Genomic DNA, 24,858 nt, shown 5'->3' on the forward strand with positions numbered 1-24,858 from the left:
TAGAAAAGGAGGATGCAGGATGAACATTAAGAAGAGGATAGAGGACGTACGGAAGGTGATGGGGGAAAGGCAGGTTGACTGCCTGATCCTCGCTCCGTCCACGGACTTGTACTATGTGACCGGATTCTGCGGGCTTGCCATGGAACGTCCCATTTTCCTTATCGTGCGGCAGGAGGACGCTTGTTTTATCCTGCCCCGGTTTGAGGCTGATAATCTCCAGAAGGAGATAAAGGAACAGATTCCATGTATCCTATGGCAGGAAACCGAAGATCCATACGAGAAGGCCGCCGCGTGCATCGGAAATAAGAAGCTCCGTATCGCAGCGGGCGATACGATGCCGAATGTGATGGCTTACCGGCTGGCACGAAAGATGGAACAAGTAACCTGGCGTCTTGGCCAAGAGGTGATGGAGGAACTCAGAGCTACAAAAGATGCAACGGAATTAGAAGCATTGACGGCAGCACAGCAAAAATCAGAAACTGCATTGTCAAGAACGCTCAAACAGGGACTGGCTGGTTACACCGAGCGGGAAGTGGCGCTGCGGCTGAAAGGACATCTGGAGGAAGAGGGGCTTGTATGCCAGGGGATGCCTCTTGTGGCATCCGGGCAATATGGCGCCATGCCCCACCATCAGGCAGAAGATATCAAGATTTGTCCCAAGGATGCAGTCATCATAGACTTTGGAGGAAGCTATGAAGGATATTACTCCGATATCACGAGAACGGCAGCTGTAGGGAAGCCGCCGGAAGGGTTTGAGGAAGTATACGAAATCGTCCGTGCGGCAAACGAGACGGCTTTTAAGAAGGCGAAACCGGGCGTTCCGTGTGAGAGCCTTGATGAATCGGCCAGAGAGATAATCCGGGAAGCCGGCTACGGCCAGTTTTTTACACATCGCCTCGGACATGGCATCGGCCTCGATATCCACGAGCCACCGTATATAGTCGCGGGTAACCGGAGTGTGTTACAAGAGGGGAATGTATTTTCCAATGAGCCGGGCATCTATCTGCCGGGACGCTTTGGAGTCCGGCTGGAAGATGATCTGTATGTCGGGCCGGAAGAAGCAAGATGCCTGACAGGGCTTGGGCATGAAATCCTCATCGTAGATTAGAAGGGAGGGACATTTTGTGAGCGATACTTTATTGAATGTGGATAATCTCGTTACGGAATTCTATGGAGAAGCCGGAACCGTCAAAGCGATTGACCATGTGTCCTTCCACGTGGATAAAGGCGAGATTCTCGGTGTAATCGGAGAATCCGGATGCGGCAAGAGCGTGACGTCCATGTCGGTTATGCGGCTCATTCCGGATAACCTTGGAAGAGTCGCGGAAGGCTCGATTACCTTTGAAGGCAGAAATACGCTGGAAATGAGCAGGAAAGAATTTTCGGCAGTTACGGGGAAGGAGATTTCGATGATATTTCAAGAGCCGCTTTCCTCGTTGAATCCTCTGCTCACTTGTGGGTATCAGATAGTGGAGACGATACGTTACCATGAGACGATCAGTAAAAAGGCGGCGTGGGAGAAGGCAGTGGAACTGCTTGACATGGTCGGTATCCCGATGCCTGAGAAAAGGGCAAAAGAATATCCGCATCAGCTGTCCGGCGGTATGCGCCAGAGGGTCATGATAGCGATGGCGATTGCCTGCAGTCCGAAACTGCTCATTGCCGACGAACCGACGACAGCACTGGATGTGACGATTCAGGCGCAGATACTGGATATCATCAAGAGGCTCCGCAGAGACCTTGGGATGGCCGTCATGTTCATCACTCACGATATGGGCGTGATAGCGGAAGTATCGGACCGGGTTATGGTCATGTATGCAGGCAGCATTGTAGAGGAAGCGCCTGTAAAGAAATTTTTTGCCGATCCGCTGCATCCATATACGAGAGGACTTTTAAAGGCGATTCCGAGGCCGGACGAGAAGAAGGAACGTCTGTTCATGATAGAAGGAACGGTTCCGAAACTGTCGGAGGAAATCAGAGGCTGCAAGTTCTGCAGCCGGTGTGGCTGTGCCGCGGATATCTGCAGGGAACAAAAACCTCCGCTCGTGGAGGCCAAAGAGGGACAGAGCGTATTGTGCTGGCAGTATGCCATGGAAGACAGGTGATACATATGATGAATCAAAAGTACGGACCTGACGGCGCGCCTTTGCTGAAAGTGAGCCATGTATCCAAACACTATTCCGCGAAGCCAGGTGCGTTTTCGAGGGACAGAAGGGTGGTCAGAGCGGTCGAGGATATCAGTTTTGAAGTGTATACGAAAGAGACGATAGGAATCGTGGGAGAATCCGGCTGCGGCAAGACGACACTGGGAAAACTGGTGCTCCGCCTGTTCGAACCGACAAACGGGGAAGTGCTGTTCGAAGGACAGGACGTGCTGAAATTGAAAGGGCAGCAGTTACGGGATTTCAGAAGGTATGCCCAGATAGTGTACCAGGATCCGTACACATCCCTGAATCCGAGAAATACGATCGGCAAGATAATCGGTGAGCCTTTGCTCGTCCAAAAGCTTGCGGATAAGAAAGCGGTACAGGAGAAGGTAATGCACATGCTGGAGGTGGTAGGGCTGTCTTCTGATTATTACGGCAGGTATCCGTTTGAGTGCTCTGGCGGTCAGCGGCAGCGGGTCGGCATAGCCCGCGCGCTCATATTGAATCCAAAGCTTATCGTCTGCGATGAGGCAGTATCAGCACTGGACGTATCCACACAGTCCCAGATCATCAATCTGCTGGACGATATCCAGGAGGAGTTCAGCCTCACCTACCTGTTCATCTCCCATGGACTGTCCGTCGTAAGGCATATGTGCAGCCGCGTGATGGTCATGTATCTCGGGAGAATGGTGGAGATTGCAGAATGTGAGGAGCTGTACCATCATCCGATGCACCCCTATACGCAGGCATTGTTCTCTGCCATCTTGCTGCCGGATCCAGAGATGGAACGGAACAGAATCATACTGGAAGGCGATGTGCCAAATCCGGTCAATGTACCGTCAGGATGCGCATTCCATACAAGATGCAGATATGCAGACGAGCGGTGCAGAAAAGAGACACCCCTCATGCGGGAAATCGGGAATGGGCACAGCGTGGCATGCCATCTGGCTGCAGAGGAGGGCAAGGAGTAGATGAATACAGTGAAGAATAGAGCTATTATTAAAACTACAAAAGGATGTATGAAATGAAAAGAGAAGACTACAAATACCGGAAATATCTTCAGATACTGGAAGAGGAACTGGTTCCCGCGATGGGGTGCACCGAACCGATAGCTATAGCATACGGGGCGGCAAAAGCAAGGGAAATACTGGGAACCATCCCGGAACGCATGGAAGTCTCTGTCAGCGGCAATATCATCAAGAATGTCAAAAGCGTAATTATACCGAACACCGGAGGCCTGAAAGGCATCGAGGCCGCGGCAGTGGCAGGGGTAATCGCAGGGGACGCCGGCAGACGTCTGGAAGTCATAGCGGAAGTGTCCGCATATAAGCGTGAGAGCATCCGGGAGTATCTGCGTACGCATGAGGTCAGGGCAGTGCCGGCTGAGGGAGAATCACTGTTCGAGATTGGCGTCAGGCTGATTCACAAGGACAGCTATGTCCTGTTGAAGATTGCCCGCTACCACACGAATATTGTGCGGATTGAAAAAGACGGGAATATCATATTTGAACAGCTGGAAAAGGCAGAAGATGAAAGCGGGGACGAAGATAACCTGCTGAATGTCAAAGACATTGTTGCATTTGCGGATGCCCTGCATATAGAGGACGTCTATCCAATAATAGAACCGCAGATCCGGTATAATTATTCAATTGCGGAAGAAGGAATCGAAGGCGGATACGGGGCCGGCGTAGGCAAGGTGATACTGGCGCATGACGGGGACAGCATAAGGAACAGGGCAAAAGCGATGGCTGCCGCCGGTGCCGATGCCAGGATGGGCGGCTGCGAATCTCCGGTCATTATCGTATCGGGAAGCGGAAATCAGGGAATCGCGGCATCCGTTCCGGTCATCACATATGCGAAATATCTGGAAAGCTCACAGGAGACTCTCGTAAAAGCATTGGCAGTGTCCAATCTTATGACGATATACCAGAGATTGCGAATCGGTAAACTGTCTGCCTTCTGTGGAGCGGTAAACGCGGGATGTGCCAGCGGAACAGGCATCGCATATCTTATGGGCGGCCGTTATGAAGAGATTGCACATACAATCGTTAATTCACTGGCTATCGTTTCTGGCATCATCTGCGATGGCGCCAAGCCTTCCTGTGCCGGAAAGATTGCCGCCTCCGTGGACGCCGGAATACTTGGATACCAGATGTACGAGGATGGGAGACAGTTCAAGGGCGGTGATGGAATAGTCACAAATGACGTGGACGGCACTATCTATAATGTGGGGAAATTGGGCAAAGATGGAATGAGAGAGACGGATAAGGAGATTATCAGCATCATGATGCAATGTGTTGGCTGATAAGAAATAAAACAATCAAGGAGGATATGAATCATGTCAGAAGAAAGAATGGGAAACGAACGGGAGACGCAGATCAACCGCAATGCAATCGGCCACAGGGCAGCATGGATGGGCCTCATCTACGAAGAAGCAGTAAAAGCAGGCATGGATATCGAGGACGTAATGAGAAAAGCCATCGCCAAGAGAGGAGAGAAGGACGGAGAAAAATTTCGGGCCAGATGTGAGGACACCTCAGACTTAAGCAGTTTCCGTGAGGTATTCCTCGATGACCTTGGCATGAGCACCTTTGATATGGAGGTAGATGAATGCACCGCCGATGATTTGAAAATCCAGTTCCATTACTGTCCGCTGCTGGCAGCATGGAAGGATCTTGGAATGGACGATGGCCAATGTGCCAAGCTATGCGATATCGCCATGGACGGCGACCGCAATATCGCCAGTGCAATGGGGCTTAAGTTCGACCTGAACGGCGCGATTGCTGAAGGATGCGCCACATGCAGGCTGCATTTCCACAAGTAGCATATGTTAGGCGCGCAACATACGAAGGGGTATCCAACACAGGAGATTTCTGGTAGAATAATACATAAGCAAAATACAATGTAAGGCGGAAATTATGCGAACTTAGGAGGACAGTAATGTCAGGTAATATAAAGCTAAAGGACCAGATTTATGAAAATATCTTGAATGAGATTATTGATGGGAATTACAGGCAGAATGACATCATCACGGAGCGCGAGCTGATTGAGAAGCATGGGGTCAGCAAGTCTCCGGTGCGGGAGGCGCTTGTTGAATTGTGCAACGAGAAGATTCTTGAAAGCCGTCCCAGGATGGGATACCAGATATGTCCGATTTCGATTAAGGAGATTTCCGATATTGTGGAGATGCGCGTCATTCTGGAGACGGCAGCGCTGGATAAGACCTTTGCTCAACTCGAGGACAGGCAGATTGAGCTGTTGAAGAAAGATGTTCTGGAAGCAACGAAGATTCACAGTGAAAAGAAGATAGCAAGATACTGGAAAAGCAATATCAGCTTCCATCTGCTCCTGTGCAGCTTCTGCGGTAATGAAAAAATCTGCGAAGCGGTTGAACGGGCGCTGAAGTTTTCTTCCAGGAGTGCGGTACAGTATTACTTCTCTTCCAGCGTCCACAGAAACGAAACGACGGCCCAGCGGCACATATTGCTGATAGAAGCCTTGGAAAGGCGGAATCTGGAAGAAGCAAAAGAAGTGCTGAAAGATGATATAATGGATTTGAAACGTGAGATTGTGGAAGGCATTATAGCGTAAGCTTGGAGGGCCAGCACATGAAGATATCGACGAAGGGAATCTATGCATTGGAGATTGCTGCAGATCTGGCGATGCATTCGGACCCCGGGCACTTGGAAAGCCTTAAAAATATAGCGGAGCGTAGAAAGCTCTCGGAAAAATACCTGGAGCGTATCGTCAAAGCGCTGAAAACTGCAGGAATCGTGTCCAGCGTACGCGGTGCCCAGGGCGGATACTGCCTGGCAAAGGACCCGGAGCAGCTTACAGTGCGGGAGGTGCTGGAAGCAGTAGAAGGAGAACTCGTGCCTGTAGAATGCCTGACAAAAGGGAGCAGCTGCGGTATCGACTGCAGCCTCTGTCCGACAAAAGATACGTGGGGGATGCTCTGGGATGTGATGGTAAGCGTTGCAGACGGAGTAACCGTAAGTGAGATCGTCCGAGTGGCGGCGAAGAGAGGATAGACTGCAGAGCAGGCGCCCGGCGTAAGAATGTTTTTTTGATACATTCTTACGCCGGGCGTTCTTCATGTTCCACGAGTTGGAATATTTTTCAAAAAGTATATTGACATGGTAGGAAAAAAGGTGTATAACATAAAACATATAATTCTTATCAATTTAGTAGGAATTGAAACGGAGGTGCTTGCGATGAAGATATCAACAAAGGGCAGATATGGGCTGAGAGCGCTGGTGGATATGGCGGCAAATTCAAATGGGCAGCCGGTCTCCCTCACGCAGACGGCAAGCCGGCAGAACCTGTCGCTGAATTATCTTGAACAGGTATTCGGCACCTTGCGCAAAGCAGGGATCGTGGCAAGCGTCAAGGGAGCCGGTGGCGGATACATGCTTGCGAAAGATATATCTGAGATAACGGTGAAAGAGATTCTGGAGGCTCTGGAGGGCCAATTCTCGATTGTCAACAAAATACCGGATGAATGTGAAGATGAAGTGGAAGCAGCTATCAGAGAACTCGTCTGGGATGAGATTGACAGGAGGGTGAATGAATTGTTTCAGGAACGCACGCTTGGCAGGCTCGTGGAAGAATATCGGGAGAAGCAGGAACAAGCCGTTCCCATGTATTACCTGTAGCGTCGGCGTACAGAGGACATCACAGACAGAACAATACTATGGTAAAAAAAGAGGAAAGCGAGGACATCAGTTATGAACAGAGATTGGAGATTTGAGACATTGCAGCTACATGTTGGACAGGAGCAGCCGGACCCGGCGAGCGACGCCAGGGCGGTTCCTATATACCAGACTACATCTTATGTATTCCGGGACTGTCAGCACGCGGCGGATCGTTTTTCCCTTACGGACGCAGGGAATATATACGGCCGGCTCACCAATTCGACACAGGACGTATTCGAGAAGCGCATGGCCGCGCTGGAGGGAGGTGTGGCTGCGCTGGGAGTAGCTTCGGGGGCAGCGGCGATAACGTATACGTTTCAGAATCTTGCCCATGGGGGAGGTCATATCGTAGCCAGCAAATACCTATATGGCGGAAGCTTTAATCTTCTGGAACATACGCTCCCCGCACAGGGGATTACGACGACTTTCATCGACCCCGATGAAGAGGGGGCGTGGGAAGCCGCCATACAAGATAACACAAAGGCACTGTTCCTCGAGTCTATCGGCAATCCAAACGCCAACCTGGCAGATATAGAAAAAGTGGCGGAGACGGCCCACAGGCATGGAATCGTGCTCGTGATGGACAGTACGTTCGCGACACCGTATCTGCTGCGGCCGATGGAACATGGTGCGGATATCGTCGTACATTCAGCCACAAAGTTTATCGGGGGACATGGAACGGCTATCGGCGGCGTAATCATAGACGGAGGTAGATTTGACTGGAAGGCTTCCGGCAGATACCCGCAGCTTACGGAGCCGGATGCGAGCTATCACGGCGTCATATTTTCCGAGGCGGCCGGAGAAGCGGCATTTGTGACAAGGATCCGGGCAGTCATATTGAGAGACACAGGAGCCACCATGGCCCCGCTGCACGCATTTCTGTTTCTACAGGGACTTGAAACGCTGTCTCTCAGAGTAGAACGCCATGTACAGAATACGATTCAGGTGGTCGATTATCTGAGCAGGCATCCGAAAGTGGAGCGGGTGAACCATCCGATGCTGACGGACAGCCCATACCATAATCTATACGGCAGATACTTTCCAGAAGGGGGCTGCTCTATCTTTACATTTGAAGTGAAAGGTGGTGAAGAGGAAGCGAAACGCTTCATTGACAGGCTGGAAATATTTTCCCTGCTGGCAAATGTAGCAGATGTAAAATCACTTGTCATTCATCCGGCCAGCACGACACATTCCCAGATGACGGAGGAGGAGCTTGGCAACTCCGGTATACGTCCGAACAGCGTACGCCTGTCCATAGGGACAGAACATATTGACGATATTATCTACGATTTGGATCAGGCATTGGCGGCAATATAACCATATAACAGTAAAGCAAGGAAATCAGGCAGCAGAAAAGAAGGAGATTCAAGATGGGACAGATATATAAGAACGTAGAAGAAATGATTGGAAAGACGCCGCTTCTGGAAGTGGCGAGAATAGAAGAGGAAAAGGGGCTTGAGGCAAAAGTTCTCGTAAAGCTGGAGCTTTTTAACCCTGCGGGAAGTGTCAAAGACAGAGCGGCTTTATCCATGCTGCTTGACGCGGAGGAGAAAGGGCTTGTCACCCCTGGCTCGACGATTATCGAACCGACTAGCGGCAATACAGGAATCGGGCTGGCTTCGGTTGCCGCATCGAGAGGATACCGGACCATATTTACCATGCCCGAGACGATGAGCATAGAGCGCAGGAAGCTTTTGAAAGGATATGGGGCTGAGATTGTCCTCACCGAAGGTGCCAAAGGAATGCCGGGGGCCATCTCAAAAGCAAAAGAGCTGGCGGCTGAAACAGAAAACGCTATCGTACTCGGCCAGTTTGTCAATGAGGCGAACCCGAAAGCACATAGGGAGACTACAGGACCAGAGATATGGGCAGACACGGACGGAAGGGTAGACATATTCGTGGCAGGCGTTGGTACCGGCGGTACGGTCACAGGTACGGGTGCATACTTGAAGGAAAGGAATCCAGATATAAAGGTGGTCGCCGTCGAGCCGGCTGCTTCCCCTGTACTCTCGGGAGGGACGCCGGGGCCGCATGGCCTGCAGGGAATCGGCGCAGGATTTGTGCCGGACATCCTGGACACGGATATCTATGACGAGATAATAGCAGTAGAAAATGAAGAGGCCTACAGTGCGTCCAGACTTCTGGCGGCAAAGCAGGGGATTCTCACCGGCATCTCATCAGGGGCTGCGCTGCACGCGGCAATGTTGCTGGCTATGAGGGAGGAAAATAAAGGAAAAACAATCGTGGCCCTGCTTCCTGACACGGGGGAGAGATATCTGTCAACTCCGCTGTTTGAGTAAAATATTAGTTCTTGACGGAAGCTGCTTTAACGTGTAAAGTTATCTTATTAAACATGAAGAGGCAGTAAAGGATAGAGAGACTATGATTACACTGACAGGGAAGAAAGTTTCGGAAGGCGTCGCGATTGGACGGCTGTCGTTTTACAGGAGAGATACAAAAGAGATCAAGAAATTTGATGTCAAAGATGTAGAAAAGGAAATCATGAGGTTCCAGAAAGGGCGGGAGAAAGCCCTTCTGGAACTGAAAGATTTGTACACAGATTCCATTAAAGATGTCGGAGAGGCTAACGCCGCCATTTTTGAGATGCAGCAGATGATTCTGGAGGATCAGGATTATATTGACGTGATTACCGGCGTGATACTGGAACAGAAGCTGAACGCAGAGTATGCGGTTCAGTCTGCGTCAGAACAGTTTATTGAGACATGCGTGCAGGAGGGGAAGAATTATGTGCAGGGGCATGACACGGATATCCGGGACGTGTCAAGCAGGCTCGTGCGCATTCTGTCCAGAAGCTGGAAAGACAAGCTGCTTACAGATGAACCAATCGTGCTGGCGGCCAATGAGATATATCCGAGCGAGGCGGTGCAGCTCGATAAGACGAAGATTCTCGGGTTCGTTACAAGATACGGTGCAATCAACTCACACACCGCCGTGCTGGCGAGAACGATGGGGATTCCTTCTGTCATCGGACTTGGAGAGGCGCTGAAGAAGGATTATGACGGAAAGACTATCATCATCGATGGTTTCGAGGGAAAGATATACATAGAGCCGGATTACACGACGCTTACGAGGATGAAGCAGAAGAAAGAAAGCAATGTGTCACAGGTGAAGAATCTGGAGCGTCTCAAGGGAAAGGATAACGTTACCCAGAGCGGACAGAGGATTGACATCTGTGCCAATATCGGCAAACGGGAAGACATAGAAAATGTACTGCGCAGCGATGCCGGCGGTATCGGCCTGTTCCGGAGCGAGTTCCTCTATATGGAGAACAGGCATAAGCTGCCGACCGAAGAACAGCAGTTTCAGACGTATAAGCTGGCGGCAGAGGCCATGGGAGCAAAGCCTGTCGTCATAAGGACGGCGGACCTGGGCGGTGACAAGCAGGCAGAGTGCCTTGATTTCGGAGAGGAGAACAATCCGGCGCTGGGATACCGCGGAATCCGCATCTCCCTTGATAAGGATGAGATGTTCAAGACGCAGCTGCGGGCTATACTGCGCGCGTCGGTATTTGGCAATGTATCCATCATGTTCCCGATGATTACATCGATTGATGAAGTGCAGAGCGCGAAGGTGATGCTGGAAGCCGCCAAGCGCGAGCTCAAAGATGAAAAGACGGCTTTTGATGAAAATATACAGGTTGGCGTAATGATAGAGACGCCGGCCGCGGTCATGATCAGCGGGGAGCTTGCCAGAGAGGTAGATTTCTTCAGCATAGGGACGAACGACCTGTCCCAGTATACGATGGCTGCAGACCGGCAGAACGGCAGAATCAGCAGATATTATGACCCGCACCATCCCGCGCTGCTCAAGATGATCCGCATCGTGACGAACAATGTCCATCTGGAGGGAAAGAGAATCAGTATCTGCGGAGATCTGGCAGCAGATCTGACGTTGACGGAATTTTTTATCCAGATAGGCATAGATGAATTATCCGTGACACCACCTCAGGTACTTGGGCTCAGGAAGAAGATTCGGGATATCCAGTAAGAGTGGGGGTAAGTAAATTAGGCGGCGTGCGGGGAGCCGGGTGGCAGATGCTCCGATGCGTCCGAGGCTCCGACTATTTCACGTATCCCTAACCCTGCAGAATGCGCGCCGAAAGCGGCTTGCATCCCGCAGGATAAGGGCTACGGAAAGGATTCTCCGCCTCTTCCTCATTATAATTCCATTTCGCCAAAGGTTTCAACTTGACGCATCTTTTATTCATAGTCACACAAGCCAATTTTTTCCGGCCGCCAGTATCGCCACACGGCCACCCCCGCCGTGCCAGTAAAGCAGATGCCCCCTGCCTCCCCAGCGGCGTCTTAGTTTACGCCCCCCATTTTTTGCAGCAGATTCAGCGTGAATGCCTGGACCCCTGAAAATGCTGCCCCGAGAAGAACGGCCCACATGCCGTACCGGAAGACTCCAAGCAGGATGACAAGCATATTGATACAGAAGATAGCCCCCGCCACATTGATGGCGGGATTTTTTCTGTTCAGGACGAGGGCAATCGTGTCAAAGCTGATAGCGGTTGCATGCTGGCTGATACAGAGGTAATATCCGGCACCTACCATAAGCGCGGCCGCCAGAGCTGCAATAAGGCGGTTGGAAATGAAACTTATGCCAAGAGAATGGAACGCCGTAAAAAATACCATATAGCAGATGCCGCTGATGATGGTACCTTTAAAATAATCTTTACCGAGAAAAATGTAACATAAGGCAAGCAGCAGGAGTGTGAGTACATTGGCAATCAACGCCGTGTCTGCGTGGAGGAAGGAGGCGGCAATCATGGAAAATCCCGTCACGCCTCCATTCACTATCTCATGGGGGACGGTCAGAAAAGCATAAGCTGACGTTATCAGAATGTTTCCCAGAATAATTTTTACATATCTCATATCAACAACTCTCCAAATCCTGGTCAGATAGTACTGCCACTGATTAACAGTATAGAACATTTTAAAAAGAAAAACTATTCTGATAATCTCTTTGTCAAATGTGCATAATAAAATAAAGTCCTTTTTGGTGGTTATTATTGGCGGATTTTAATTGACATTGACTGAAAATGATTATATTATAATATCAGAAATGAACGAAAATGGATGAATGTGAATGATAATGACTATCTTAAAGACTGGAGGTACTAATATGCTGGCAGAAGAACGTTATAACGAGATACTTAGGCTGGTAAACGACAAAAAGACCGTTACGGTTCAGGAACTGACAGAGCAGCTTGATACGTCGGAATCCACCATAAGGAGAGATTTGACCGCGCTGCACCGGAAAGGCAGCCTTATCAAGGTGCACGGCGGAGCGACTGCAGTGAATCTGGAGACAATGACGAAAGACGCGTTGCTGTCTGTGAGAAGAGACTTGAATATAGAAGAGAAGGTGGCAATTGCAAAGTACGCTGCCGCGCTCATAGAAAAAGATGACTTCGTCTATATGGATGCGGGGAGCAGCGTGGATCTGCTGATTGACTATATAACAGTGGTGGATGCCGTATTTGTGACGAATGCCATCGGACAGGCGCAGAAGCTGCTGAAAAAAGGATGCACGGTCTATCTCCTTGGGGGACAGCTCAAAGAGGCGACGGAAGCGATTGTCGGGGCAGAGGCTATAGAGAGCCTGAAAAAATACAACTTTACGAAGGGATTTTTTGGGACGAACGGGGTGAGCAGGGACAAAGGGTTTACGACACCGGATATCACAGAAGCCCTTGTGAAGGAAAAAGCAGTTTCACAGTGCAGGAGAAGCTATATACTGTCAGATTCAAGCAAAATCAATCAGATCTCATCCGTGACATTTGCAGAATTTACTGCCTGTACTGTGGTGACGACGAGGCTGAATGACGATGCATACAGGGCATGCAGAAATGTAGTGGAGGTAGAGTGATGATTTATACGGTAACGTTCAACCCGTCGCTGGATTATGTAATCCGGACGGAGAAGCTTACCCCGGGTGAAATCAACCGGACAACAGGCGAGCATATCTATCCAGGAGGCAAAGGCAACAATGTCTCTGTCATCCTCTCGAATCTTGGGCTCAAAAGCAGGGCGCTTGGATTTGTGGCCGGCTTTACCGGGGATGCGCTGGAAAAGATGCTGAACGGCTGCGGATGCTATACAGATTTTATCAGGCTCGGGCAGGGATTCACGAGAATCAACGTCAAGATCAATGACGGACAGGAAACGGAGATTAACGGACAAGGTCCTGCCATTACGGAAGAGGCGCTGGACGAGCTGTATGACCGGCTGGACCGGCTGGAAGCAGACGACGTTCTTGTATTGGCCGGAAGCATTCCGGATACCATGCCGCCGGATATCTATGAGAAGATTATGGCCAGGCTTGATGGACGTGGGATACGCATCGCGGTAGACGCGACGAAGAACTTGCTGCTGAATGTGCTGAAATATCACCCATTCCTAATAAAGCCGAATAACCATGAGCTGGGAGAGATGTTTGGCACGGTGCTGAATACGGAGGAAGAGATCATTCGCCATGCCGGCATGCTTCAAGAAAGAGGAGCCCGGAATGTGCTCGTATCTATGGCGGGGGATGGAGCTATCCTCGTGACGGAGGACAAAACAATATGCAGGAGCCGGCCGCCCAAGGGAGAAGTCAAAAATTCTGTAGGCGCCGGAGACTCTATGGTAGCAGGGTTCCTCACCGGATGGCTGAACACGGGAGATTATGAAAAGGCATTTAAGCTTGGGATTGCGGCGGGAAGCGCAACAGCATTTACGGGCTGGCTGGCAGAAAAAGAAGAGATAGAGGCGCTTCTCGGGGAAGAACCGTCAGAGTATGGATTATAGGAGGAATGTATATCATGAAAATCGTAGACTTGCTCAAGAAGGCGAGCATTGAATTGGATGGTGCCGTGAACACGAAGGAAGAGGCGATCGACCGGATGGTGGGACTTATGGCGGCAGGAGGCAATATCGCCGACGTAGATGCGTACAGGGCAGGTGTCTATCAAAGGGAAGAAGAAGGTACTACAGGCATCGGAGAGGGAATCGCCATACCACATGCCAAGACGGAGGCGGTCAAAGCTCCGGGGCTTGCCGCCATGGTGGTAAAAGAAGGTGTGGACTATGATGCGCTTGACGCGGAGCCGGTACACCTCATTTTCTTGATAGCGGCACCGGATACAGAAGACAATGTACATCTGGACGTGCTGAGCAGGTTGTCCATGCTGCTTATGGACGACAGCTTCCGGGAGAATCTTATGAAAGCAGAATCGGCAGATGAGTTTCTGGAAGTAATAGACAAGGCAGAGCGTGCCAAGTTCCCGGAGGAGCAGGAAGAAGAAATAAAGGAAGAAAAACCGGCCAAGGAAGGCTTCCGCATACTGGCAGTCACCGCGTGTCCGACCGGAATCGCCCATACGTATATGGCGGCGGAGAGCCTGGAGAACAAAGCGGAAGAGATGGGGTATACGATTAAGGTCGAGACGAACGGGTCAGGCGGAGATAAGAATGTTCTGACGGCTGACGAGATAGCAGCATGTGACTGCATCATCATCGCCGCCGACAAAGATGTCAAGATGGCCCGGTTTGACGGAAAGCCGGTCCTTATGACCAAGGTGGCAAATGGTATCAGCAAAGCGGAACAGCTGATTACAGAAGCCGTCAGCGGCAATGTCCCTGTCTACCACAGCAGAGGCGGCGGGGAAGAGAGCATGTCCGACGACGGGGAGAGCCTTGGACGCAAGATATATAAGAGTCTGATGAACGGCGTGTCCCACATGCTTCCGTTCGTCATCGGCGGCGGTATCCTGATTGCCTTATCCTTCCTCGTGGACGGAGCCAATGCCGGCGGGGCAGACTTTGGCAAGGGAAGCCCTCTGGCGCTCTTCTTCAACACGGTCGGCAATACGGCATTCGGAATGATGTTTCCGATTCTTGCAGGATATATCGCTATGGCTATCGGTGACAGGCCGGCGCTCATGCCGGGTATCGTGGGCGGCCTTCTCGCCAAGGCGGGTACTTCCGTCATGCTGCCGGAAGAGGAGTGGATTTCATCAGGATTCTTCGGTGCACTGATAGCAGGTTTCGTGGCCGGTTACCTCATGGTGCTCATTAAGAAGCTGCTTGGCAGGCTTCCAAAGTCGCTGGAAGGTACGAAACCGGTACTGCTATTTCCCTTCTTAGGGATACTGTTCATGGGCATCATCATGATCTTTATCGTGAATCCGCCGATTGGAGCCTTTAATACATGGTTGAATGACATGCTGGCGGGGATGGGTGAATCCAGCAAGATACTGCTCGGAGCGGTGCTCGGCGGCATGATGTCCATCGATTTCGGAGGACCGTTCAACAAGGCGGCCTATGTGTTTGGCACGGCAGCTATCGCGAGCGGCCAGATTGATATCATGGCTGCAGTTATGATAGGCGGGATGACACCTCCGCTGGCAATCGCGCTTGCGACAACATTCTTCAGGAACCGGTTCACAAAGAGTGAGAAGCAGACGACTATAACTAACTATATTATGGGTCTGTCTTTTATAACGGAAGGCGCGATTCCCTTCGCGGCAGCGGACCCGCTTCGCATCATCCCCCCGTGCGTGCTTGGCTCTGCAGTGGCAGGTGCGCTCTCGATGGCCTTCGGCTGTGGGTCAAGGGCACCTCATGGAGGTATCTTTGTCATTGGGATTATTGAAAACGCACCGATGTTCATTCTGGCAATGGCAGCAGGCGCTGTCGTGTCCATGGCTGGTATCGTGCTTTTGAAACGGCCGATTCCGGAAGAAAAACGGTAGCAGCATCAGGCACATGGTTTCGTAATCTATTTGGAACTTGCCAGTATCATATTATCGAAGAAAAGGAGAGAAGATTATGAAAGAATTTAGGTATGTACTCACGGACAAGGAAGGAATCCACGCAAGGCCGGCAGGACTGCTTGTCAAGAAGGCCAATGGATTCCAGTCGGAGATAAAGATTGGAAAAGGTGAGAAGAGCGCGGATGCCAAGCGGATCTTTGGCGTGATGGGGCTTGGTGCCAAGTGCGGCGAGGAAGTATTCATAACGGCAGAAGGTGATGACGAAGAGAAGGCTGTCAGCGAGCTGGAAGCATTTATGAAGGAAAACTTATAATCCACTGCAGAAAAGGGAATGGTTCGAGATGATTACGTTAGAAGGTAAAAGTGTATACGGCGGTATCGCAATCGGTAAGATTGCATTCTATAGAAGAGAAGAGATTACAATCAAGAGATGCCATGTGGGGGATACGAATCAGGAGGTGAAGCGGTTTGAGGAAGCCAGGGCAAAAGCTTCCTCAGAGCTTCAGGAACTGCATGACAAGGCGATGGAAGACGTAGGTGAGGCGAATGCTATGATCTTCGAGATACATCAGATGATGCTGGAGGACCTGGATTACGTAGAGTCCGTCGTCAATATAATTACGACCCAGGAAGTGAACGCCGAGTACGCAATCGGTACTACGGCAGACAATTTCGCGGCTATGTTTAAGGCCATGGATGACGCGTATATGCAAGGACGTGCCGCTGACGTCAAAGACGTGTCTGAACGGCTTCTCCATGTGCTGTGTGAGAGACAGGGCAGCCGGATGGCAATCGATGAGCCGGTCATCATCGCCGCAGATGATCTCGTGCCGAGCGAGACGGTACAGCTGGACAAAGAGAAAGTGCTCTCATTCGTGACGATGTATGGATCTTCCAATTCCCATACAGCGATTCTGGCAAGGACGATGAATATACCGGCAGTCATTGGGGCGGGGGAGGGCCTCCGGCCGGAGTATGACGGCAAGACCGCGATAGTAGACGGCTTTGAAGGCAGGATATACATCGAACCCGATGAGCCGACGATGGAACGGATGAAGAAGAGGCAGCGGGAAGATATGGCACAGAAAGAACTTCTGCAGCAGTTGAAAGGAAAGGAAAATATTACTGCGGGAGGGCAGAAGATCAACGTATATGCCAATATTGGCAATATGGCCGACGTCGGGGCTGTACTTAAGAATGACGCAGGCGGCATCGGACTGTTCCGAAGCGAGTTCCTCTACCTGGAGAGCAGCACGTACCCGACGGAGGAGCAGCAGTTTGGAGTCTATAAGACGGTGGCTGAGAATATGGCGGGAAGGAAAGTGATCATTCGGACACTTGACATCGGCGCAGACAAGCAGGCAGAGTATTTCGGTCTTGACAGGGAAGAAAATCCTGCGCTTGGATACCGCGCGATCCGTATCTGCCTCACGCAGACCGGCATCTTCAAGACGCAGCTCAGGGCGCTGTACCGGGCTTCTGCCTTCGGGCAGATAGCCATCATGTTTCCGATGATTATATCAGTGGCAGAAGTAAAGAAGATAAAAGAAATTATCGAAGAAGTGAAGGCGGAACTCCGGACAGAAGGCATCAGCTTCCGGGAAGACGTTGAGATTGGAATTATGATTGAGACGCCCGCCGCTGTCATGGTAAGCCGTGAGCTGGCTAAAGAGGTTGATTTTTTCAGCGTGGGAACGAACGATCTGACTCAGTATACGCTGGCAATCGACAGGCAGAATGAGAAGCTGGATGACTTCTATGACGCCCATCATCCCGCTATACTTGCAATGATTCAGATGGCGGCCGCGAGTGCACACGCAGAAGGCATATGGATCGGCATATGCGGAGAACTGGCCGCAGACCTGTCACTGACCGGCACCTTCCTATCCATGGGCATCGATGAACTGTCGGTATCGCCCGGCATGGTGCTTCCGCTCAGAAAGAAAATCCGGGAGTCATAAAATTTAGCAGACCCGTTTACATTACGGGTCTGTTTTGTTACACTGAAATATGTTATACTATTAACGTAGGAAAGAGAGACAAATACTACAAAGGAGGGAATTTAATGTTAGAAAAGCTATTCAAACTCAGTGATAACGGTACAGACGTGAAGACAGAGATTCTGGCCGGCATCACGACATTCATGACAATGGCGTATATTCTGGCTGTCAACCCGAGCATCCTGTCGGCAACCGGCATGGATTCAGGGGCAATCTTTACCGCAACCGCCCTTGCCGCTCTCGTTGGTACGCTGCTTATGGCAATCTGCGCCAACTATCCGTTTGCCCTTGCACCTGGTATGGGACTGAATGCATATTTTGCGTACACGGTCGTTCTGGGAATGGGGTATAAGTGGGAGGTAGCGCTTACCGCAGTGTTCGTGGAAGGTATCATCTTTATCATCCTGTCCCTTACGAATGTACGTGAGGCCATATTCAACGCGATTCCGAAGAACCTGAAGGCGGCAGTGAGCGTAGGCATCGGCCTCTTCATCGCCTTTATCGGGCTCCAGAATGCCAATGTTGTAACGGGAGGCTCTACGTTGCTTCAGCTGTTCACGCTGGACGGATACAATGCGGCAAAAGGAGTGGAAGCAACCTTTAATGATGTGGGCATCACCGTACTTCTGGCAGTTATCGGCATCATCATCACCGGCATACTTGTCATCAAGAACATCAAAGGTAATATCCTCTGGGGTATCCTTATTACCTGGGTGCTCGGTATTATCTGCCAGTTTGCCGGACTTTACGTTCCCAACCCGGAACTTGGATTCTACGGGCTGCTCCCGGATTTCAGCGGAGGGCTGTCCATACCAAGCCTGGCACCGGTATTTATGAAGCTGGACTTTTCAGGAATCTTTTCTGTTAACTTTATTGTCGTCATATTTGCATTCCTGTTTGTGGATATGTTTGATACGATTGGAACACTGATTGGCGTATCTTCCAAGGCAAATATGCTCAACGAAGAAGGAAAGCTCCCGAACATCAAAGGTGCGCTGCTGGCAGATGCCGTTGCCACCACGGCAGGTGCGGTATTGGGAACGACGACGACCACTACATATGTAGAGAGTGCTTCCGGCGTATCGGAAGGAGGAAGAACAGGACTTACGGCTGTGACGACGGCCGTTCTTTTCGGGCTCGCGCTGTTCCTGTCACCAATCTTCCTGGCAATCCCTTCTTTTGCCACGGCTCCGGCTCTTGTTGTCGTAGGCTTCTACATGCTTACGAACGTAGTAAATATCGATTTTGAAGATTATGCAGAGTCGATTCCATGTTATATCTGTATTCTGGCGATGCCGTTCTTCTACAGCATATCCGAAGGTATCTCCATGGGAGTCATCTCTTTTGTAGTGCTGAATCTGCTCACAGGAAAGGCGAAGGAAAAGAAGATCAGTGTACTTATGTACATACTGGCCATATTATTCATACTAAAATACATATTCCTGTAGCAGGCCCCAGCCTGCAGCAAGAGCCAGAATCAGGTCGGTCAGACCGGTTCTGGCTCTTTTTTGTTATTTGGGAGACTGCGCTGTCTCCTGACCCTCGGCTTTTTTCTCGGGACGCCCTCCGTCCCCTTCGTATGTCCTCCCCCATCCGGTGATTACCGAGAAGAGCAATACGGCAAACAGAGAAAAGCAGTAGAACATGAAACAGCTTACCTGCGTGACGGACAGTGCCCCGGCGTATTCGTATCCTGCCGTGAGGGAGGAGCCGATGAATACGAAGACGCTCAGGAAAGGAACTGCCAGGACGATGGAGTTGGCAAAACCGTCCAGAAGATTGGCGCGGCGGTAAGGGTGCAGGCCGGCACGCTTACCGATTTCATTCTGGATTTTTCCGAAGGTTGCCATGGAGGCGCTCGTCACGCCGCCGAAGAACATCGTGGTGGCAGAGATGCCGAGCATCATGGCAATCTCGGCGCTGCAGGCGCTTCTGCCAAACCTGCTCCTGAGAATCATGTCAGTAACCTTTTCCAGCGCCCCTGCCGCTGTGAGTACGCCCATGATTCCGTACACAGAGATTACGAGAGTTATGGTAGCAATCATACCATTGATTCCGTCTGTCAGGTATCCGGCCGGCGCTCCGTCTTTTACGGACAGTATGCTGTCCGGTGTGAGCAGATGGAAAGCAAGGCCGGTGATTGTCCCAAGTATGAGTCCCACGGTAATGGCTTTATAGATATTACGTGTCTTCACGGCGGTGAACAGCATGACTGCAACCGGTATGAGCATCACGAGTGCGACAGGATTCTTGTTCTCAGCAAGAATCTCTTTGGCGCCGCTGCCCGACATTCCTCCGCCGCCGAAGATCCAGAACAGGACAAAGGAGACGGCGCCTGCCGCCAGCGAATATTTCAGGCGGCTGGCAACACAGCCTCCCACGTCGGCAAATCCGGATTTTTTCGTATACTCCTGCGTGCCGGCTGAAATGATAGTCGTATCTGAAATCGGGGCCACGTTGTCTCCAAAGATTCCGCCGCACACGATAGCCCCTGCAAGAGCCGCCGGATTGCTGCCGAGTAAGATGCCGGCGGCATAGAAGATTGGAAAGCAGGTGAACATCGTCCCCAGGGAAGAACCGGTGGCAGAGGCGATGATACATACGGCAAAGAAAGTAAACGCCGTAAAAAGGCCTCCGTCCACGTTCAGGCTGTCGGCAAGCCATACGAAGCCGGTTGAGATGTTGGCGGCCTTGATCATGGCGGAAAACATGCCGATGATGAGCAAAAGAACCGTCACCGGGACTGCCTCCTTTGCGCCGGAGTACACGGCTTCCCAAAAGCGTTCGTAATGTCCTTTCTTCGTGAAGAGGGCGCTGAGCAGCAGCGCGACAAAAGCCCCCATTGCAAGCGCGTACATCTCAAATGTCTTTAATACTACAAAGTATAAGATACAGAAGAATAAGAAGATGTATACCGGGAGGAATGCCACGGCAAAGCCTCCTCGAAATTCAAGTTTTTTCTTTTCCATGTCTGTGATTCTCCTATTGTGCGGTTAGCTTTGTTCCTTTTCGTTAATATTCATGTGCATGATACCGCGGTATTTGGAGCCGACGGTTCGTTCCAGCTCAAACGGCTCGCCCTCCGGAGAAGGAAACGTTTGTAAAAAGTCCCGTATCATCTGAATTTCCTCTTCCTCCAGTTCAAACTTGAAGATTCTGGAGTTAGACTGTACGTGGCGGCTGTTGCGTATACCGATGATGGCACCGGCCACGCCGGGCCGGCTCAGGATATATTTGGATGCCACGTTTGAGATGCCCACATTATATTTCCGGGCGATGTCGGACAGCAGAACGAGCAGCCTCTGATAGCCGTCCCATGCAAGGGTATCTTCGATGATCTGGAGGTATTTGACCTGAGAACGGGTTTCAGGTTCTGCAGCGGCTGCCCCGATCCATTTTTCTGCCAGAAAACCGCCGGATAACGTACCATAGCAGAGCATTTTGATGTCATTATCCATACAGTAATCAAGAAGCCTGCGTTCTGGACGTCTGTCAAACAGAGAATACTGGGCCTGCATGGAAACGACCGGTATGCCCGCATCCACCAGTTCCTTCAGATGGACCGTATCGAAGTTCGTGACACCGATATTACGGATTTTCCCTTTCTCTTTCAACCGCAGCAAGCTGCCGGCAGTCTCTACGCAGCCCGGCACATCGTAGTCCCACCAATGGAACTGTACGAGATCTAGGGTGTCACGGTTCAGCCTCTTCAGGCTGCGGTCGATGATCCGTTCGGTAGCGGCATAATCCACCTGGGCCAGATGGTTGATATCCGGCACATACTTTGTGTGGATCTGGATGTCGTCGGAGGAAATCCCGTGTCCGTGTTTTAATTCCGTAACGAATTTACCTATAAATTCTTCTACCCCGGTATAGATATCCGCACAGTCAAAGGTAGTGAAACCTTGCTCTGCCAGCATGTGGAATGCGTTCATCACATCCTTGAAATCAAGGCCGGCCTGCAGGCTGTGACCTTCTGACAGCTGCCAGCATCCGTTCAGTACCCGGCTGATGGTATAGTCTTTCGTCAGTTCAATTCTCTCATGCATGCTCCTGTTCCTCCGTCCCGTATCTATCGTTATCGTTTTTGGAATGTATGCTTTCAACGGTACATTCAGAATGCCGCAGCGTACGGGTTCCAATCCGTGTTATTCTGAACCTGGCGCCGCAATTGGGATCCGGGCAGGCGATGACAGAGTCCGAGAGCATCCAGTCGTTTTCATGCAGTTCTCTTTGCTTAGCAGGAAGCAGAGGGAGAAGGGCTGCAAGAGAATACATGGAGAAGGAAGAAGTCTGTGGAAATACGAGATTCTCTCCTTTCACGAGAAAATAGTCTCCCTCCTCATGGCTGCATACCATCGGCTTCTCTGAGCCGACGACCTCTACCTTCAGATCATACAGTGTAAATTCATCATTCATATACAACATCCTTTCTGTCAGTTATTATCGTGAAACGCAGCTGCGCGTGTAATAAAAAAAGTCCTTGAAAACAATTGTTTTCAAGGACAGGCTGAACTCCTGCGGTACCACCTTGTTTGGTATAGACATACCCTCTCAGCAGGATGCATGACAACATCCCCGGCCCTATAACGCCGGCCTTTGCGTCTCGGCTACTTGGAATACGTTCACCTCGCCCTCTGAGGCCCACTTGCTGTCACTGGCGTCTGTCCGGCTTGCACCGTCCCGGATTCGCTGAAGACCGTTTGGCAGCATAACTTCCTCATCTTCGGTTTCTGATTTTCGTGTATTATATCACTGATACTAAAAGATGTCAACAAATGGATGTAATTCAAATCTGTCAGGATAGTAAAAACAGACCATGTGTGTTAAAATATATAAAATGAACGGAGGAGGATAAGCCTTATGGATAAAAAGATTATGGAGATTCCTGTTGTAAAAAAGATTGCGGCCGCAGAAGAGGCTGCATGGATCAATCCCGGACTCAGGCCTTATGAAGAGGTGAGCCTGGAGGTAACGATGGAAGATATTGAAGACGCTGAGAATAGACTTGCGCGTTTCGCCCCGTTCATCGTGAAATGTTTTCCAGAGACCGCCGACCGGGGCGGGCTCATCGAGTCTGTGCTGACTCCGGTGCCGATGATGCAGGCGTATCTGAACAAGGCATATGGTAGCGGCATCCAGGGACGCCTGATGGTAAAGCAGGACAGCCATCTGGCAATCGCCGGTTCCGTAAAGGCAAGAGGCGGCATATATGAAGTACTGAAGCACACGGAGGATCTGGCGCTGGAAGCAGGTCTGATTACGATAGAAGATGATTATTCCGCTCTTGCGTCTGAAGCGTGCAGGAAATTCTTCAGCCAGTATACGATACAGGTCGGCTCCACAGGAAACCTGGGCCTTAGCATCGGAATCGCCAGCGCTGCCGTCGGATATGAAGTGATTGTCCACATGTCCGCGGATGCGAGGCAGTGGAAGAAGGACATGCTGAGAAGCCACGGGGTGAAAGTGGTCGAGTATGCATCCGATTACAGCGAGGCGGTAAAGAACGGCAGGAGGGAGTCAGACGCCAATCCGAAGAGCTACTTTATCGATGACGAGAATTCAAAGAACCTTTTTATGGGCTATGCGGTGGCTGCAAAGCGGCTCAGAAGCCAGCTTGAAGAGCTGGACGTAAACGTAGATGAAGCCCATCCGCTGTTCGTCTATATCCCTTGTGGTGTCGGCGGAGCCCCGGGCGGGGTTACGTTCGGGCTCAAGGAACTGTGGGGGGACAATGTACACTGCTTCTTCGCGGAGCCGGTACAGGCCCCGTGCATGCTGCTCGGCATGGCCACAGGGCTGCACAACGGCATTTCTGTGCAGGATGTCGGCCTGACGGGCCTGACTCATGCAGACGGGCTGGCCGTAGGGCGTCCGTCAGGTTTTGTGGGCAAGGTGATGGAGCCGCTTTTAAGCGGGGAGTTTACATTAAAAGACAAGTGGCTGTACGAGTACATGCGCAATCTTCTTGAAACGGAGGACATCTTCCTTGAGCCGAGTGCATGTGCGGCGTTTGAAGGACCAGCCAGACTTCTTAAGTATGAGGAGACGCGGGCCTATATCCGGGAACACGGGCTGGAAGATAAGATGAAAGACGCGGTACATATCGCATGGGCCACCGGGGGCAGGCTCGTGCCGGAAGAAATCCGGGAGGAATACAAGAAGACTTATCTGGATTGAGACGGAGTATAAAAGGAGGCAAAAGCCACGATGAGGCAGAGAAAGGTGGAAGACGCCGTAGGGAGCGTGCTGTGCCATGACATAACACAGATTATAAGAGGAGTGACGAAGGATGTGGTCTTTTGCAAAGGGCATATCATAAAAGAAGAGGATATACCGGTACTTTTGTCAGTGGGAAAAGAACATATCTATGTCTGGGAACCGGACGAAGGGATGCTGCATGAAAATGACGCCGCAGAGATCCTCAGGGAACTGAGCCAGGGGGATCATATGCATCCTTCTGACGTGAAGGAAGGTAAGATCGAGCTTATCGCTGACTGCAGTGGCATCCTGAAGGTGGATTCCGTACGTGTTGACGCGGTGAATGCGCTCGGTGAGATGATAATCGCCAGCCGCCACGGCAATTTCCCGGTAGAAAAGGGGGATAAGCTTGCAGGTATGCGTGTCATCCCGCTTGTTATCGAGAAGGAGAAGATGGAACAGGCGAAAAAGGTGTGCGGTGAAAGGCCGATGTTCCACATACTTCCTTTCAAGAAAGTGAAAGCGGCTGTCATTACGACGGGCAGCGAAGTATATCATAAAAGAATTAAAGATGAATTCACGCCGGTCGTCATCGACAAGCTGAAAGAATATGACGCGGAAGTTATCAGCACAGCTGTTTGTAACGATGATCCCTCCATGATTGAAGGAGCCATACAAAGTTGTGTGAATGGCGGTGCAGAACTTGTCATCTGTACCGGAGGCATGAGTGTGGATCCAGACGACCGCACGCCTCTTGCTATCAGAAACTGCGCAGATACGGTCGTTACCTACGGAGCTCCTGTTCTGCCGGGGGCTATGTTCATGCTGGCGTACAGAGGAGATATTCCGGTCATGGGGCTTCCGGGCTGCGTCATGTACGCTAAGAGGACCATCTTTGACCTTGTGCTTCCCCGGGTGCTCGCGGGGGAGAGACTGCAGGCGGAAGATTTCAGCAGGCTGGGCCGGGGAGGGCTGTGCCTCTCCTGCCCTGTCTGTACGTTTCCAAACTGTGGATTTGGAAAGGGAGCTTAGCG

Annotated in this window: 24 protein-coding genes; 19 read left to right on the forward strand and 5 right to left on the reverse strand. The window is 51.0% G+C overall.

The annotated features are described in order from the left end of the window. Window positions 1-19 precede the first annotated feature (19 nt). The 11 genes from HMPREF0980_RS11805 (at window position 20) to ptsP (HMPREF0980_RS11855) (ending at window position 10,849) form a co-directional block, all read left to right on the forward strand. Window positions 20-1,108, forward strand: coding sequence for a M24 family metallopeptidase (locus HMPREF0980_RS11805; RefSeq protein WP_049729297.1), 1,089 nt, complete (start codon window positions 20-22; stop codon window positions 1,106-1,108). A 16-nt stretch (window positions 1,109-1,124) separates the two neighbouring features. Then, window positions 1,125-2,105: an ABC transporter ATP-binding protein gene (locus HMPREF0980_RS11810; RefSeq protein WP_049729298.1), complete on the forward strand. Its 981-nt coding sequence runs from the start codon at window positions 1,125-1,127 to the stop codon at window positions 2,103-2,105. Between the two features lie 5 nt (window positions 2,106-2,110). Then, window positions 2,111-3,118, forward strand: a complete 1,008-nt coding sequence (locus HMPREF0980_RS11815; RefSeq protein WP_049729673.1) for an ABC transporter ATP-binding protein — start codon at window positions 2,111-2,113, stop codon at window positions 3,116-3,118. Window positions 3,119-3,171: 53 nt separating this feature from the next. Continuing rightward, window positions 3,172-4,452: an L-cysteine desulfidase family protein gene (locus HMPREF0980_RS11820; protein WP_049729299.1), complete on the forward strand. Its 1,281-nt coding sequence runs from the start codon at window positions 3,172-3,174 to the stop codon at window positions 4,450-4,452. A gap of 33 nt (window positions 4,453-4,485) precedes the next feature. Continuing rightward, window positions 4,486-4,971, forward strand: coding sequence for an L-2-amino-thiazoline-4-carboxylic acid hydrolase (locus tag HMPREF0980_RS11825; protein WP_049729300.1), 486 nt, complete (start codon window positions 4,486-4,488; stop codon window positions 4,969-4,971). A 116-nt stretch (window positions 4,972-5,087) separates the two neighbouring features. After that, window positions 5,088-5,738 carry a GntR family transcriptional regulator gene (locus HMPREF0980_RS11830; protein WP_049729301.1) on the forward strand — a complete coding sequence of 217 codons (651 nt, stop codon included), beginning with the start codon at window positions 5,088-5,090 and terminating at the stop codon, window positions 5,736-5,738. 17 nt (window positions 5,739-5,755) lie between these two features. Continuing rightward, window positions 5,756-6,178, forward strand: a complete 423-nt coding sequence (locus HMPREF0980_RS11835) for an RrF2 family transcriptional regulator (RefSeq protein WP_049729302.1) — start codon at window positions 5,756-5,758, stop codon at window positions 6,176-6,178. 183 nt (window positions 6,179-6,361) lie between these two features. After that, entirely contained in the window at window positions 6,362-6,802 is a 441-nt protein-coding gene (locus HMPREF0980_RS11840; protein WP_049729674.1) for an RrF2 family transcriptional regulator, read from the forward strand. A 72-nt stretch (window positions 6,803-6,874) separates the two neighbouring features. Then, window positions 6,875-8,158: an O-acetylhomoserine aminocarboxypropyltransferase/cysteine synthase family protein gene (locus tag HMPREF0980_RS11845; RefSeq protein WP_049729303.1), complete on the forward strand. Its 1,284-nt coding sequence runs from the start codon at window positions 6,875-6,877 to the stop codon at window positions 8,156-8,158. A gap of 53 nt (window positions 8,159-8,211) precedes the next feature. Next, a complete protein-coding gene (cysK, locus tag HMPREF0980_RS11850; RefSeq protein WP_049729304.1) occupies window positions 8,212-9,141 on the forward strand; it encodes a cysteine synthase A in 930 nt (309 codons plus the stop codon). Between the two features lie 82 nt (window positions 9,142-9,223). Continuing rightward, window positions 9,224-10,849 carry a phosphoenolpyruvate--protein phosphotransferase gene (gene ptsP, locus HMPREF0980_RS11855; RefSeq protein ID WP_049729305.1) on the forward strand — a complete coding sequence of 542 codons (1,626 nt, stop codon included), beginning with the start codon at window positions 9,224-9,226 and terminating at the stop codon, window positions 10,847-10,849. A gap of 317 nt (window positions 10,850-11,166) precedes the next feature. Here the strand turns inward: ptsP (HMPREF0980_RS11855) and HMPREF0980_RS11860 are convergent, their stop codons facing one another. Beyond that, on the reverse strand, window positions 11,167-11,739 hold the full coding sequence (locus HMPREF0980_RS11860; RefSeq protein ID WP_049729306.1) for a YitT family protein: 573 nt from the start codon (window positions 11,737-11,739) through the stop codon (window positions 11,167-11,169). Window positions 11,740-11,989: 250 nt separating this feature from the next. On the opposite strand from HMPREF0980_RS11860, the gene HMPREF0980_RS11865 reads away from it, so the two are divergent. From HMPREF0980_RS11865 to HMPREF0980_RS11890, 6 genes are all read left to right on the forward strand, one after another. Next, window positions 11,990-12,736 (forward strand): DeoR/GlpR family DNA-binding transcription regulator, encoded by a 747-nt coding sequence (locus HMPREF0980_RS11865; RefSeq protein ID WP_049729307.1) that lies wholly within the window; start codon window positions 11,990-11,992, stop codon window positions 12,734-12,736. Further along, entirely contained in the window at window positions 12,736-13,656 is a 921-nt protein-coding gene (pfkB, locus tag HMPREF0980_RS11870; protein ID WP_049729308.1) for a 1-phosphofructokinase, read from the forward strand. Before HMPREF0980_RS11865 ends, pfkB begins: the two co-directional genes overlap by 1 nt. 14 nt (window positions 13,657-13,670) lie before the next feature. Next, the gene (locus HMPREF0980_RS11875) at window positions 13,671-15,602 is read left to right on the forward strand and encodes a PTS fructose transporter subunit IIABC (RefSeq protein WP_049729309.1); all 1,932 of its coding nucleotides are present in this window, start codon (window positions 13,671-13,673) and stop codon (window positions 15,600-15,602) included. Window positions 15,603-15,678: 76 nt separating this feature from the next. Continuing rightward, window positions 15,679-15,936, forward strand: coding sequence for an HPr family phosphocarrier protein (locus HMPREF0980_RS11880; protein WP_049729310.1), 258 nt, complete (start codon window positions 15,679-15,681; stop codon window positions 15,934-15,936). A 28-nt stretch (window positions 15,937-15,964) separates the two neighbouring features. Then, the gene (gene ptsP, locus HMPREF0980_RS11885) at window positions 15,965-17,584 is read left to right on the forward strand and encodes a phosphoenolpyruvate--protein phosphotransferase (RefSeq protein WP_049729311.1); all 1,620 of its coding nucleotides are present in this window, start codon (window positions 15,965-15,967) and stop codon (window positions 17,582-17,584) included. Between the two features lie 104 nt (window positions 17,585-17,688). Further along, a complete protein-coding gene (locus HMPREF0980_RS11890; protein ID WP_049729312.1) occupies window positions 17,689-19,071 on the forward strand; it encodes an NCS2 family permease in 1,383 nt (460 codons plus the stop codon). 63 nt (window positions 19,072-19,134) lie between these two features. Here HMPREF0980_RS11890 and HMPREF0980_RS11895 read toward each other — a convergent pair whose 3' ends face one another. The 4 genes from HMPREF0980_RS11895 to HMPREF0980_RS19600 all read right to left on the reverse strand — a co-directional run bounded on the left by HMPREF0980_RS11895 (window position 19,135) and on the right by HMPREF0980_RS19600 (window position 22,336). Further along, the gene (locus HMPREF0980_RS11895; protein WP_049729313.1) at window positions 19,135-20,592 is read right to left on the reverse strand and encodes a Na+/H+ antiporter NhaC family protein; all 1,458 of its coding nucleotides are present in this window, start codon (window positions 20,590-20,592) and stop codon (window positions 19,135-19,137) included. A gap of 24 nt (window positions 20,593-20,616) precedes the next feature. Further along, window positions 20,617-21,672, reverse strand: a complete 1,056-nt coding sequence (locus HMPREF0980_RS11900; RefSeq protein ID WP_049729314.1) for an aldo/keto reductase — start codon at window positions 21,670-21,672, stop codon at window positions 20,617-20,619. Then, a complete protein-coding gene (locus HMPREF0980_RS11905) occupies window positions 21,665-22,042 on the reverse strand; it encodes a TIGR04076 family protein (RefSeq protein WP_084002754.1) in 378 nt (125 codons plus the stop codon). The genes HMPREF0980_RS11900 and HMPREF0980_RS11905 overlap by 8 nt, the downstream gene beginning before the upstream one ends. 165 nt (window positions 22,043-22,207) lie before the next feature. After that, complete coding sequence (locus tag HMPREF0980_RS19600; protein ID WP_255351355.1) at window positions 22,208-22,336, reverse strand: hypothetical protein; 129 nt, start codon at window positions 22,334-22,336, stop codon at window positions 22,208-22,210. Window positions 22,337-22,486: 150 nt separating this feature from the next. Between HMPREF0980_RS19600 and dsdA the strand changes: the two genes are divergently transcribed. Beyond that, window positions 22,487-23,803, forward strand: a complete 1,317-nt coding sequence (dsdA, locus tag HMPREF0980_RS11910; protein ID WP_304437662.1) for a D-serine ammonia-lyase — start codon at window positions 22,487-22,489, stop codon at window positions 23,801-23,803. Window positions 23,804-23,833: 30 nt separating this feature from the next. Continuing rightward, window positions 23,834-24,856, forward strand: a complete 1,023-nt coding sequence (locus tag HMPREF0980_RS11915; protein WP_049729316.1) for a molybdopterin-binding protein — start codon at window positions 23,834-23,836, stop codon at window positions 24,854-24,856. Window positions 24,857-24,858 lie beyond the last annotated feature (2 nt).

Origin of the sequence: Dorea sp. D27, from assembly GCF_001185345.1 — a bacterium.
In the GTDB taxonomy this organism is placed as follows: Bacteria; Bacillota; Clostridia; order Lachnospirales; family Lachnospiraceae; genus Extibacter.